We start from the raw sequence: 12,423 nt of genomic DNA, 5'->3' as shown, positions 1-12,423 counted from the left end.
AGGCCTAACCCGATACAAGGAGACTTCAACCATGGCCAAAGTGACCATGCGACAGATGCTGGAGGCCGGCGTTCATTTCGGCCACCAGACCCGTTACTGGGACCCGAAGATGGCGCCTTACATCTTCGGCGAGCGCAACAAGATCCACATCGTCAATCTGGAAAAGAGCCTGCCGCTCTATCAGGAAGCGCTGAACTACCTCGGCAGTCTGGCGGCCAATGGCGGCCGAATCATGTTTGTGGGCACCAAGCGGGCTGCCCGGGATGCGGTCCGTGACGAGGCACAGCGTTGCCGCATGCCCTACGTGAACCACCGCTGGCTCGGCGGCATGCTCACCAACTTCCGGACGGTGAAGCGCTCCATTCGGCGGTTCAAAGAACTCCAGGAGCAGAAGAACGACGGCACCTTCGACAAACTGGGCAAGCGCGAGGTGCTGTCCCTGCAGCGGGAGATGGACAAGCTGGAGCGGGCATTCGGCGGCATCGTCGACATGGAAACACCGCCAGACGCGCTATTTGTCATCGATGTCGGCTACGAGAAAATCGCCGTCCAGGAAGCCCGCAAACTGGGCATTCCGGTGGTTGCTGTGGTGGACACCAACAACAGTCCTCGCGAAGTGGATTACGTGATTCCCGGTAATGATGACGCCATTCGGGCCATCCAGCTTTACCTCCGCGGTGCCTCGGATGCCATCGTCGATGCCCGCATGGCGACTTCACAGGCCACCGGCGCTGATGACGAGTTCGTGGAGCTGTCCGCCGATGAAGCCGCCGCCGACACCGAATCGGAGACCGCGACCAAAGCCGAGGCTCCTGAAGCCCCGGAAGCCAGTGCGCCGGCCGACAGTGCCGCCGAGGCGCCGAAGACGAACGGCTAGTCGATCCGCAAAGGACAGAGGAATATTGATTCATGGCGATTACCGCACAAGACGTTAAAACGCTGCGTGAGCGCACCGGCGCCGGCATGATGGAGTGCAAGAAGGCGCTGGTTGAGACCGAAGGCGACATGGACGCCGCGGTCGAATTCATGAGGAAGCGTGGCCTCGCCAAGGCCGACAAGAAGGCTGATCGCGTGGCCGCCGAAGGCGCCGTCGTGGCATCCATCGGTGAAGATGGCCGCACCGGGGCCATTGTCGAGATCAACAGTGAGACGGACTTTGTCGCCAACGGCGACGATTTCCAGGAATTTGCCGGCAGGGTCGTGGCCCGCATTCTCGAGGATGACCCCACCGACATCGGTGCGTTGCTGGCGATGCCGCTGGAGCCGGGCGGCGAAGACATTCAGACCGCCCAGAAAGAACTGGTGGCCCGCATTGGTGAAAACATCCAGGTGCGGCGTTTTCAGCGCTATGCCTGCGAAGCCGGCCAGATCCATCATTACCTGCATGGCAGCCGCATTGGTGTGCTAATCGAGCTGGAAGGTGGCGATGAGTCCCTGGGACGGGACCTGTGCATGCACATCGCAGCTTCCCGGCCGGTGTGCGTCAGTGTTGACGACGTGCCCGAGGACCGCGCCGCCAAGGAGCGGGAGATCCTCATCGCGCAGGCACAGGAATCCGGCAAGCCTCAGGAAATCATCGAGAAAATGGTGGAAGGGCGGCTACGGAAGTGGCTCGCGGAAATCACCCTGCTGGGCCAGCCGTTCGTGAAGGATCCCGACCAGACCGTCGAGGCCCTGCTCAAGGATCGCGGCGCTCGGGTTGTCCGGTTCGCTCGCCTGGAAGTGGGCGAGGGCATCGAGAAGCGGGAAGAGAACTTCGCGGAGGAAGTGGCCGCAACCATCAAGGGCGGCTGAGTTCTGGCCATGGCTGATCCGGTCTACCAGCGCATTCTGCTCAAGCTCAGCGGTGAAGCCCTGCTGGGCACCGCCGACTACGGCATCGATCCGGAAGTGCTGCGGCGTTTGGCCGCGGAGGTTCGGGCGCTGGTGGACCGCGGTGTCCAGGTTTCGCTGGTCATCGGGGGCGGCAACATTTTCCGCGGGGCGGGGCTGGCCGCCGCCGGCATGGACCGCATCAGCGCAGACCACATGGGCATGCTGGCCACGGTCATGAATGGTCTCGCCATGCAGGATGCCCTGGAGCGCGAAGGGGTCTTCACCCGGGTGATGTCCGCCATCAAGATCAACCAGGTCTGCGAGGATTACATCCGCCGCCGGGCGGTCAGACACCTCGAGAAAGGGCGGGTGGTCATTCTGGCGGCCGGCACCGGCAACCCGTTTTTCACCACCGACTCGGCGGCCAGTCTGCGGGCCGTGGAAATCGGCGCGGATCTCATGCTCAAGGCCACCAAAGTGGACGGAGTCTATTCCGCGGATCCGGTGCTGGATCCCAACGCCCGGCGCTATGATCGTCTGAGTTACGATCAGGTCCTGGATGACCGCCTGTCCGTGATGGATGCCACCGCCATTGTCATGTGCCGGGATCAAAACATGCCGATTGTGGTTTTTGACATTAACCAGCCCGGGGTGCTCGGGCGCATCGTCGAAGGCGAGAGCGTCGGTACCCGGGTGGATCGGGGATAACTGCCCATGATTGAAGAAATCGCAAAAGATGCCGATCAGCGGATGCAGAAAAGCGTGGAGAGCCTCAATCAGGATCTTCAGAAAATCCGCACCGGCCGGGCCCAGACCAGCCTGCTGGATCAGGTAACCGTCAGCTATTATGGCACCGAAGTGCCCCTGAACCAGGCGGCCTCGGTGGCGGTGGGTGACTCTCGCACCCTGCTGGTGACCCCGTTCGAGAAGAGCATGATTCAGACCGTCGAAAAGGCCATTCTCGAATCGAACCTCGGGCTCACCCCCAATACGGCGGGCACCACGATCCGCATCCCGCTCCCTCCGCTGACGGAGGAACGGCGCCGGGATCTGGTAAAGGTCGTACGCGCCGAGGGTGAACAGGCCAAGGTGGCCGTGCGCAATATACGCCGGGATGCCAATAGCGACTTCAAGCAGTTGCTCAAGGAAAAAGAAATTACGGAAGATGAGCAGAAGCAGGGCGAAGACCGGATCCAGAAACTGACCGACAAGAACGTCGCCGCCATCGATGATCTGCTTGCCGCCAAGGAAGACGAGTTGATGTCCGTGTGAGGGTCATCCGCTCTCGGGGTGAACCACATGACTGAGACGACCAATTCCGTCCCCGCGCATGTCGCCATCATCATGGACGGCAATGGGCGCTGGGCCGAGGAACACGGTGAACCCCGGCACCAGGGGCACCGAGTGGGCGCGGAGTCCGTCCGGGAGGTGGTGGAAACCTGTGCCCGGGAAGGGGTCAGGGCGCTGACGCTTTTTGCCTTCAGCAGTGAGAACTGGCAACGCCCTCCATCAGAGGTGGGCATGCTCATGGAGTTGTTCATGCGCATGCTGGATCGCGAAACCGGTCGCCTCCACAAAAATGACATCCGACTCAAGGTCATAGGAGACCGCAGCCGCCTCTCCGAGCGGCTCCGAGAGCGTTGTGCCAGGGCTGAGCAGGTCACCCGTTCCAACCAGCGAATGCAGCTGAACATCGCGGCCAGCTACGGCGGCCGCTGGGATCTGACCCAGGCAGCAAAGCATCTGGCGCAGGCGTGTCTGCGTGGCGACATGGACCCCGAGGATATTGACGAAGCGACGCTGCAGTCCGGGATCTGCCTCGGGGATCTGCCCGACCCGGATCTTTTCATCCGGACCGGCGGCGAGCAGCGGATCAGCAACTTCCTCCTGTGGCATCTGGCTTACACTGAAATGTATTTCACTCCGGTGCTCTGGCCGGCGTTTCGCGCGGACGAAATGCGGGCGGCCCTTGAGTGGTTTGCCGGACGGCAACGCCGTTTCGGTGGCGTTCGGGCTGCCGACGATCTCCAGCACGATGCTTAAAAAGCGGGTTCTTACGGCGGTTCCACTGGCTGCGGTGGCATTGCTGCTGGTCTGGACACTACCAACCGCCTGGCTGGGGCTGCTCCTGGCCGTGATCAGTGCCTGGGCCGCCTGGGAGTGGGCAGCGCTCAGTGGCCTGAAACGTCGCAATGACCAGGCTATTTTTGCGGCTGCCGTGGGTGCGCTCCTCGGGGTTTTGTGGACACTGGGCGCCGCTCGGCCGGCGGGCATCGAAGCCTGGGCCCTGCCGGCCGGCGCCTGGTGGCTCGGTATGCTCGCGGTGCTCACGGTGCGGTCCCGCCAGCCGGATCTGGCAGCCCCCAGCCGCAACGTCCGATTGGGCAGTGGCGCCGTCACGCTGGTGCTGGCATGGCTGGGTCTGGTGGCGTTGCATGGCCAACCGGATAGCGGGCCGTTCTGGCTGACGCTGTGTTTCCTGCTGGTCTGGGGCGCTGATATCGGCGCTTTCTTCGCCGGCCGGCATTTTGGACGCGTTCCCCTGGCCCCGGCATTGAGCCCGAAAAAGACCTGGGAGGGGGTGGCCGGTGGGGCTTTGCTCGCCGTCGGCCTGCTGGTGCTCCTCGTGGGACTGGGTCGAGGGATGGGCCTGGTATTGCCCTCAACGCCGGCACTCATGCTCCTGGGGGTCATCGTGGTAGCCGCTTCGGTGGTGGGTGACCTGACCGAGAGCCTCCTCAAGCGATGGGCCGGTGCCAAGGACAGCGGCCAGGTTCTGCCAGGTCATGGCGGTATCCTTGATCGTGTTGATGCGCTGCTGGCGGGGGCACCGGTGATGGCGATCGGTGTCATGGTGCTGGAAGGGTGAGTGCGCCATTGCAAAGGCTGGCGATTCTGGGTGCCACCGGATCCATCGGCGAAAGTACGCTCGACGTGGTGCAGCGACACCCGGAGCGTTACCGGGTCACGGCGCTGACCGCCAATGGCAACACTCAAAAAATGGCGGCCCTCTGCCACCAGTTCCAGCCCCGAATTGCCGTGATGGCTGACGAGGCGGCCGCGCGGGAGCTCGAGGCGGCGCTGGGCGCCAGTGCCTCCATTGAGGTTCTCGCCGGGTCGCGCTGCATTGCCGAGGTGGCCGCCAGTGACGCGGTGGACACCGTGGTGGCGGGGATCGTCGGCGCCGCCGGGCTGGCGTCTTGTCTAGCCGCTGCCAGTGCCGGAAAACGGGTGCTGATTGCCAACAAGGAAGCGCTGGTGGTGGCGGGTGATCTGGTCATTGCCGCCGCCAGAGAGAGTGGTGCGACCCTGCTGCCCATCGATAGCGAACACAATGGGCTGTTTCAGTGCCTCGGGAGCGCCGGCGGCGCGCAGCGAAGTCTGGAGGGCGTTGCCGCGCTGGTTCTGACCGCCTCTGGCGGCCCGTTCCGAACCCGGCCGGTGGACACGCTGGCGAATGTGACCGTCGATGAAGCCTGCGCCCACCCCACCTGGTCGATGGGACGGAAGATTTCCGTCGACTCGGCAACAATGATGAATAAGGGACTGGAAGTCATTGAGGCCGCACGGCTTTTTGGTATTTCCGGTAAACGGGTTGAGGTCCTGGTTCACCCACAGAGCCTGGTTCACGCCCTGGTCCGCTATTGCGATGGCTCGCTGCTGGCGCAACTTGGGCTACCGGATATGCGAACGCCGATTGCCCACGCACTCGCCTGGCCCGATCGGATCGATGCCGGTGTGGCCGAATTGGATCTTGCGCAGTTGGGAGCGCTGGAATTCGAGGCGCCGGATCCGGCGCGCTTCCCGTGCCTGGACCTGGCGCGACAGGCGCTTTCTGCCGGGGCGGCCTGTACGGCCGCCCTGAATGCCGCCAATGAGGTGGCCGTTGATGCCTTTCTGGCGAACAGGCTGGCATTCGATCGGATTGCCGGAATCATCGAGGAGACCCTGGGGTCTATGAACCAGGACTCTCTTGACGATCTGGATTCGCTGATCGCCCACGAGCAAACGGCCCGTCGGCGGGCGGCGGCCATTCTGGAGCAATACCACTCATGATCGGCTGGCTCATCAATATCCTCGGTTTCCTCCTCGCCATCGGGATCCTCGTGGCGGTTCACGAATTCGGACATTTCTGGGTGGCCCGCCGCGTTGGCGTGAAAGTGCTCCGGTTCTCCATCGGCTTTGGCAAGCCGCTGATCCAGCGGGTTGGCAAGGACGGCACCGAATATGTGGTGGCGTCCATTCCGCTGGGCGGTTACGTCAAAATGCTGGATGAGCGCGAGTCCGAGGTGCCCTCGACGGAAAGTCACATGGCCTTCAACCAGAAGCCCCTCTGGGCCCGCAACGCCATCATTCTGGCGGGCCCGGTGTTCAACTTCGCACTCGCCATCCTGGCGTACTGGGTCATCGCCGTGGCGGGCTCCGTGGAAATGAAGCCGGTGATTGGGCCGGTGATCTCGGACACGCCGGCCGAAGCCGCGGGATTCGAGGAGGGCGACGAGATCCTGGCGGTCAATGGTCGGACGGTCGAGGCATGGGATCAGGCCATTATTTCTCTTATCCGCTCGGCGGACGGGGATGCCGTCGAAGTGGCTGTGGAACGCCCTGACGGGCGGCGTCTTGAGCGGGTTCTGGACCTGTCGCAGGCGCGGTTGCTGGATGAGGAAGGCGAAGCCCTGCAGCGAATCGGCTTCCAGCCGTGGCGTCCCCAGATCCCCCCGGTGATTGACGAGCTGGTGCCGGGCGGTGCCGCCGCCGAAGCCGGCCTGCAGTCGGGCGAGCGGATTCTCAGCGTCGCCGGCGAGCCCACCACGGACTGGGCGGATTTGGTGGAGGCGGTTGGCGATCGCCCCGGCGAGGAAGTGCCAGTGGTGGTTACCGGGGTTAGGGGCGAGCGCACGGTTACCGTTACCCTGCAGGCCCGCGGTGACGGAGCAGCGCGGCGGGGTGTGCTGGGTGTCACACCGGACATCCCCGAGGGGACCTTCGAGGACATGCGCCGGGAGGTGCGGCATGGTCCCCTCGCCGCGATCCCTCGAGCTCTGGACTCCAGCTGGCAGGCGGGGGCTCTGACCGTCGAAGTGCTGACCAAAATGGTGATCGGCGAGGCGTCGGTCCGCAATCTCAGTGGCCCGATCAACATCGCCCAGTACGCCGGAGAAACGGTCTCCCTGGGGATCAACCCCTTTCTCAAGTTCCTCGCCATCGTGAGCATCAGCCTCGGGATCATCAATCTGTTGCCCATCCCGGTTCTGGACGGCGGGCATCTGCTCTACAACCTCATTGAGTGGGTGCGGGGACGTCCGCTTTCAGAGGCGGCTCAGGCGTTTGGCCAGCAGATCGGTATCGCCCTGCTATTAATGTTGATGACGCTGGCGTTCTATAACGATATCCTCCGTCTGCTTACCAGCGGGGGATAGAGACCAGCAGCACATGCGAAAAACATTAGCGGGCCTGGCGCTTCTGGCCGTTGCCACGGTGGCCGATGCGTTCACCGTCGAAGAAATCCGGATTCGGGGGCTGGAGCGGATTGCCGAGGGCACCGTTCTCAACTACCTGCCGCTGGAGCCCGGCGATGAGGTCGACGCAGCCGCCACGGCGGATGCAGTCAGCTCGCTGTTCGATACCGGTTTTTTTGATGATGTTCGGGTGCTGCGGGACGGCAATACGCTCATCATCGCCGTGGAGGAACGCCCGGCCATTTCCCAGATTGAGTTTACCGGCAACGACGAACTCGACAGTGACCGCTTGAGGGAGGGCCTTCGAGACACGGGCCTGGGGGAGGGTCAGAGCTTCGAGCGGCCGCTGCTGGAGCGCATTGAACGGGAGCTGGAGCAGCAGTACTTCGCCCGTGGCTATTACGATGTCTCCATCGAAAGTACCGTGTCGCCGCTGCCACGCAACCGCGTCAGCATCCGCATCGATATTGAAGAGGGTGAGCCGGCTTCGGTCCAGCCGATCCGCTTTATTGGCAACGAGAGTTTCTCGGACGAAATCCTGCGTGATCAGTTCCGCATGGGCCCGCGTCCCTGGTGGGCGTTCCTCTCCGATCGCGATCGCTACTCCCGCGAGAGACTTTCTGCGGATTTGGACAGCCTGCGGGCCTTCTATCGGGACCGGGGTTATGCCGGTTTTGACATCGAGACCACTCAGGTAACGATCAGTCCAGATCGACAGCGCATCCATATCACGGTCAACGTGGATGAGGGGCCGCAGTACACCGTGGGCGACGTGTCGCTGGCCGGTGAACTCATTTTCAGTGAGGCGGAGCTTCGCGAGCTGCTGGAGGTCCGGTCAGGCGACATTTACACCCAGCGGGGCATCACCCGGACGGTGTCAGCCCTTCGCGACAAGCTGGGCGAACAGGGCTATGCGTTCGCGAGAATCAACCCGGTCCCCGAAATCCGCGAAGCGGATCGGGCGGTGGACCTGACCTTCTTCGTTGACCCCGCCAGCCGGGTCTATGTCCGCCGGGTCCGTATCACCGGCAACGAGACCACTCGGGATGACGTCATCCGAACCGAAATGCGCCAGCTTGAGGGGAGCTGGCTCTCCACCACCGACCTCAGAGAATCGGAACGACGCCTGGGGAGGACCGGCTTTTTCGGGGATGTGCGAATCAGTACGCCCCAGGTGCCCGGCACCGACGATCAGGTCGATGTGGAGGTTGAGACCACTGAACGGCTCTCCGGGAGCCTGACCGCCGGTGTTGGCTTCGGCAGTGATCAGGGCGTGATCCTCAACCTGGGTCTCCAGCAGGATAATGTCCTGGGCACGGGGGACCGGGCGGAGTTCGTGGCCAACAGCGACGACTCCGACACGCTCTACCGGATCAGCTACCTGGATCGCAACCACACCCGAAGCGGCATTGACCGGCGCTTTGCACTGGCCTACCGCGACCGGGATGCGGGTGAGCGCGACCTCACCGACTATGGGCTCCAACAGGCCACTTTCAGCTACGGTTATCGCATTCCGGTGACCAGCAATGATCGGGTGGGTGCGGACCTGGAGTTTGACGAAACCGATATCGATCTGCCTTCGGACGCCACCGCTTACCTGCGCAACGAAATTGACCGTGAGGGCTCCCGCAATCGGGCCATTCGAACCAGCGTGTTCTGGACCCGGGATACACGGGACCGGGCCATATTCGCCACCGACGGTGCCCGTCAGCGACTGCGGTTTGATGTTGCCCTCCCGGAGGTCTCCGACCTGACTTACTACCGGGCGAGTTACGAGCAGGCACGCTATTTTGCCCTGAGCGATCGCTTCACACTGGTGCTGGACGGTGATCTGTCCTACGGCAGTGGCTACGGCGGCACCGAGGTCATGCCCTTCTACGAGAACTTCTTTGCCGGCGGCATTCGTACCGTGCGGGGTTACCGCCGCAACTCCCTGGGACCTAAGGATGAGGATAACGAGTCCGTCGGCGGCAATTTCCGGATTCTTGGCCGCTCGGAATTGCGCTTCCCGTTCTCAATGGAGGACGACGGTGGCAACCTGCGGGCCAGTGTTTTCATTGATGGCGGCCAGGTGTGGGATCTGGATCGATCGACGGTTGACGAATTCGACAGCGTTTCCGTCAGTGACATGCGATTCGCGGCCGGCCTGGGCCTGATTTACTATTCTCCCGTCGGGCCGCTGACGATGAGCATTGCGGAACCCCTGAACGCCGAGTCCGGCGATGACACCCAGTTCTTCCAATTCACCATCGGAGCATTTTTCTAGATGATGATCGCCCGGACCCTGATTGCCGGTGGAGGGCCAGCCCGTTGGGTGGCTGGCCTCATCGCTGCGGGGTTGGCTCTGGGATTGAGCCTGCCCACCACGGTCCTCGCCACGGAAGAGAGGGACTCGATTACCATCGGCTATGTCAACCCGGGACGGGTCTCCGACGAAGCCCCGCAGGCGGATGCGGCCAGAGAACGTCTGCAGGAGGAGTTCGCGCCGCGGGATGAGGCCATCGTCGAGATGCAGGACGAGCTTCGCCGGCTGGAGGATCGCCTCGCTGAGCAACGGTTGACCCTCGATCAGGACATCCAGCAGGAACTGCAGCGGGAAATCGTCACCCGGCGACGCCAGATCCAACGTCAGCAGGATGCCTTTCGCGAAGACTTCAACATGCGACGCAATGAGTCGCTGGGACAGCTTCAGCGCCGGATTCTGCGGACCGTGGAAGAGTTTGCCGAAGAGAACAATTTCGACCTGGTGGTGAGTGATGGCGTGGTCTTTGCCAGTGACGCGATCAACATTACCGATCGCATCATTGAACGGCTGAGGCTGCAGTACGAGCAGCAGCAGGACAATGGCGGCTAATGGTGAGCCAGCCAACGCCTCGTCACACTCGTTCGCTGAGGGAGATTGCGGAAGTAACCGGCAGTCGTCTGGACGGTAACCCGGATCTCCCCGTCACCCGAGTGGCACCACTGGATGAGGCCGGACCCGACGCGGTCAGTTTTCTGGCCAACCCCAGGTATTATCCGGCCCTGGCCACCACTCGGGCCGCCGGCGTTTTTGTGCCCCCGGATATCGAGGGGATGCCAGCCGGGGTGGCGGCGCTGTTTACGGACAATCCCTATCTCGCCTTCGCGCGTGCCGTGTGGGTGCTTCATCCGCCCCGACAGGCGGTTGCCGGGGTCAGCGGCAGTGCCGACGTGCATGCCACCGCCGTTATCCACCCCACGGCGGAAATTTCTCCCGGTGTCCATGTCGGCGCCGGAGCCCGGATCGGTGAAGGCTGCATTCTCGATCCCGGCGTCGTGGTGGAGGCGGACGTCCAGATCGGCTCCAACTGCCGAATCGGGGCCAATGCCTGCATTCGGGCGGCCAGCCAGCTGGGGGCCCGAGTACGGATCAATCCCGGTGTGGTGATTGGCGGCGAAGGCTTCGGCTTTGCGCCGGACGGCGAGCGTTGGGAGGCCGTCCCGCAGCTCGGACGAGTGGTGATTGGTGACGACGTGGATATCGGCTCCAACACCACCATTGACCGGGGCGCCCAGAGCGACACCGTCATTGGCGACGGCTGCAAGATCGACAACCTGGTTCAGATCGCTCATAACGTCCAACTGGGGGAGCACACCGTCATCGCCGCCTGTTCCGGCATCGCCGGGAGCACTCGTATCGGCCGTTGCTGTACCATCGCGGGCGCTGTGGGGATGGCAGGGCATCTGGATATTGCTCCGGGGACGACTTTCACGGGCATGGCCATGGTCACCGGCAATGTGTCCGAATCGGGAGTCTATTCCTCGGGTATTCCGGCGATGCCGGCCCGGGAATGGCGGCGCAACGCGGTCCGCTTCCGTCAGCTGGATGCCATGGCAAAACGGATTGATGCCCTCGAGAAGGCGCTTGAAAGGATGATGAATGAGTCAGAATCGAACCCTTGATCTGGAAGACATCCGGCGGCGGTTACCCCACCGCTATCCATTCCTGCTGGTGGACCGGGTTGTCGATTACGAGCCCGGCGAGCGCCTGGTGGGCATCAAACAGGTCACCGCCAATGAGCCCTGGGTCACGGGTCATTTTCCGGTCAAGGCCATCATGCCCGGCGTGCTGCTGGTGGAGTCCATGGCCCAGTGCTGTGGGCTGCTGGCATTCGTCACCCGGGAAGCGGATCCCAATGCTGAGTTGCCACCGGAGGCGCCGCTTTTCTACCTGGTGGGGGTGGACAACGCGCGCTTCAAGCGCCCACTAGAGCCGGGAGAAACCGCTCGAATGACCGCTACCCTGGAGCGGGTGGTCCGAGGTATCTGGCTTTTTCAGGCCGAGACCCGCGTGGATGACGTGGTCGCGGCGAGTGCCGGTATCCGCTGCACCATGAGGGAATCGTGACGGGTGTCGATCCGACCGCGTCGGTGGACCCGGGGGCGTCGCTGGCCAGCGACGTCGAAGTGGGGCCCTACGCCGTGATTGACGCCGGTGTCACGCTGGAGTCCGGTTGCGTGGTTGGACCCCATGCGGTGATCCGCGGCGAGACGCATATCGGGGCCGGTACGCGGGTTTTCCAGTTCGCTTCGGTGGGCGAAATTCCGCAGGACAAAAAGTACCGCGGAGAAGCCAGCCGGCTGGAAATCGGTCGGGACAACACGATTCGGGAGTTCGTCACGATCAACCGCGGGACCGAGGAAGGCGGTGGTGTCACCCGGATCGGCGACGGCAACTGGATTATGGCCTATGTCCACATCGCCCATGACTGCATCGTGGGCAATCAGGCGGTGTTCGCCAACGGCGCGTCGCTGGCCGGCCATGTCACGATCGGGGATGGAGCCACCCTGGGTGGATTCACCCTGGTGCATCAGTTCTGCCGCCTCGGGCGGGGCAGTTTTTCCTCGATGGGCAGTTGCATACGCCGGGACGTGCCGCCCTGGGTGATGGTGGCGGGAGACCCGGCTCGGCCCCACGGCATCAACACCGAGGGGCTTCGGCGGCTGGGATACGAAAGCGAGGCGCAGATGAGACTTCGCAACGCTTACCGAACCTTGTACAAAAAGGGCTTGCGTCTTCAGGAGGCGCTCAGAGCGCTGGAAAGCGAAGCCGGCGAGGACGCCGCCATCCTGGAGTTGGTGGAGTTCGTGACTCACTCCGAACGGGGCATCGTGCGCTAGGGCGCGG

Annotated in this window: 13 protein-coding genes; all 13 read left to right on the top strand. The window is 63.2% G+C overall.

All coding sequences use genetic code 11. The annotated features are described in order from the left end of the window. Nucleotides 1-31: 31 nt before the first annotated feature. From rpsB to lpxA, 13 genes are read left to right on the top strand one after another with little or no spacing between them, the layout of a single operon-like run. On the top strand, nucleotides 32-877 hold the full coding sequence (gene rpsB, locus GJ672_RS04870; protein ID WP_154296152.1) for a 30S ribosomal protein S2: 846 nt from the start codon (nucleotides 32-34) through the stop codon (nucleotides 875-877). A 32-nt stretch (nucleotides 878-909) separates the two neighbouring features. Further along, nucleotides 910-1,794, top strand: coding sequence for a translation elongation factor Ts (gene tsf / locus GJ672_RS04865; protein WP_154296151.1), 885 nt, complete (start codon nucleotides 910-912; stop codon nucleotides 1,792-1,794). 9 nt (nucleotides 1,795-1,803) lie between these two features. Further along, nucleotides 1,804-2,523 (top strand): UMP kinase, encoded by a 720-nt coding sequence (pyrH, locus tag GJ672_RS04860; protein ID WP_154296150.1) that lies wholly within the window; start codon nucleotides 1,804-1,806, stop codon nucleotides 2,521-2,523. 6 nt (nucleotides 2,524-2,529) lie between these two features. After that, nucleotides 2,530-3,087, top strand: coding sequence for a ribosome recycling factor (gene frr / locus GJ672_RS04855; protein ID WP_154296149.1), 558 nt, complete (start codon nucleotides 2,530-2,532; stop codon nucleotides 3,085-3,087). A 27-nt stretch (nucleotides 3,088-3,114) separates the two neighbouring features. Further along, a complete protein-coding gene (uppS, locus tag GJ672_RS04850; protein ID WP_154296148.1) occupies nucleotides 3,115-3,858 on the top strand; it encodes a polyprenyl diphosphate synthase in 744 nt (247 codons plus the stop codon). Further along, nucleotides 3,785-4,684 (top strand): phosphatidate cytidylyltransferase, encoded by a 900-nt coding sequence (locus tag GJ672_RS04845; RefSeq protein WP_195759453.1) that lies wholly within the window; start codon nucleotides 3,785-3,787, stop codon nucleotides 4,682-4,684. The genes uppS and GJ672_RS04845 overlap by 74 nt, the downstream gene beginning before the upstream one ends. Beyond that, nucleotides 4,681-5,871, top strand: a complete 1,191-nt coding sequence (locus GJ672_RS04840) for a 1-deoxy-D-xylulose-5-phosphate reductoisomerase (RefSeq protein ID WP_229381795.1) — start codon at nucleotides 4,681-4,683, stop codon at nucleotides 5,869-5,871. The genes GJ672_RS04845 and GJ672_RS04840 overlap by 4 nt, the downstream gene beginning before the upstream one ends. Next, entirely contained in the window at nucleotides 5,868-7,235 is a 1,368-nt protein-coding gene (gene rseP, locus GJ672_RS04835; protein ID WP_154296146.1) for an RIP metalloprotease RseP, read from the top strand. Before GJ672_RS04840 ends, rseP begins: the two co-directional genes overlap by 4 nt. Before the next feature lie 13 nt (nucleotides 7,236-7,248). After that, nucleotides 7,249-9,540: an outer membrane protein assembly factor BamA gene (gene bamA, locus GJ672_RS04830; RefSeq protein ID WP_154296145.1), complete on the top strand. Its 2,292-nt coding sequence runs from the start codon at nucleotides 7,249-7,251 to the stop codon at nucleotides 9,538-9,540. Beyond that, nucleotides 9,541-10,128, top strand: a complete 588-nt coding sequence (locus tag GJ672_RS04825) for an OmpH family outer membrane protein (RefSeq protein ID WP_229381794.1) — start codon at nucleotides 9,541-9,543, stop codon at nucleotides 10,126-10,128. Then, entirely contained in the window at nucleotides 10,128-11,198 is a 1,071-nt protein-coding gene (gene lpxD, locus GJ672_RS04820; protein ID WP_154296144.1) for a UDP-3-O-(3-hydroxymyristoyl)glucosamine N-acyltransferase, read from the top strand. Before GJ672_RS04825 ends, lpxD begins: the two co-directional genes overlap by 1 nt. Then, nucleotides 11,176-11,643 (top strand): 3-hydroxyacyl-ACP dehydratase FabZ, encoded by a 468-nt coding sequence (gene fabZ / locus GJ672_RS04815; protein WP_154296143.1) that lies wholly within the window; start codon nucleotides 11,176-11,178, stop codon nucleotides 11,641-11,643. Before lpxD ends, fabZ begins: the two co-directional genes overlap by 23 nt. Further along, entirely contained in the window at nucleotides 11,640-12,416 is a 777-nt protein-coding gene (gene lpxA / locus GJ672_RS04810) for an acyl-ACP--UDP-N-acetylglucosamine O-acyltransferase (protein ID WP_154296142.1), read from the top strand. Before fabZ ends, lpxA begins: the two co-directional genes overlap by 4 nt. The last annotated feature ends 7 nt before the right edge of the window (nucleotides 12,417-12,423 follow it).

Source organism: Spiribacter sp. 2438 (assembly GCF_009676705.1).
Taxonomy (GTDB): domain Bacteria; phylum Pseudomonadota; class Gammaproteobacteria; order Nitrococcales; family Nitrococcaceae; genus Spiribacter.
The sequence above is the reverse complement of the archived record's forward strand: the minus strand, read 5'-3'. Positions and strand labels throughout refer to the sequence as shown.

Excerpts from the sequence above, each read along its gene's own strand:
- rpsB (WP_154296152.1), top strand. The coding sequence starts at position 32 with ATGGCCAAAGTGACCATGCGACAGATGCTGGAGGCCGGCGTTCATTTC.
- tsf (WP_154296151.1), top strand. The coding sequence starts at position 910 with ATGGCGATTACCGCACAAGACGTTAAAACGCTGCGTGAGCGCACCGGC.
- pyrH (WP_154296150.1), top strand. The coding sequence starts at position 1,804 with ATGGCTGATCCGGTCTACCAGCGCATTCTGCTCAAGCTCAGCGGTGAA.
- frr (WP_154296149.1), top strand. The coding sequence starts at position 2,530 with ATGATTGAAGAAATCGCAAAAGATGCCGATCAGCGGATGCAGAAAAGC.
- uppS (WP_154296148.1), top strand. The coding sequence starts at position 3,115 with ATGACTGAGACGACCAATTCCGTCCCCGCGCATGTCGCCATCATCATG.
- rseP (WP_154296146.1), top strand. The coding sequence starts at position 5,868 with ATGATCGGCTGGCTCATCAATATCCTCGGTTTCCTCCTCGCCATCGGG.
- bamA (WP_154296145.1), top strand. The coding sequence starts at position 7,249 with ATGCGAAAAACATTAGCGGGCCTGGCGCTTCTGGCCGTTGCCACGGTG.
- GJ672_RS04825 (WP_229381794.1), top strand. The coding sequence starts at position 9,541 with ATGATGATCGCCCGGACCCTGATTGCCGGTGGAGGGCCAGCCCGTTGG.
- lpxD (WP_154296144.1), top strand. The coding sequence starts at position 10,128 with ATGGTGAGCCAGCCAACGCCTCGTCACACTCGTTCGCTGAGGGAGATT.
- fabZ (WP_154296143.1), top strand. The coding sequence starts at position 11,176 with ATGAGTCAGAATCGAACCCTTGATCTGGAAGACATCCGGCGGCGGTTA.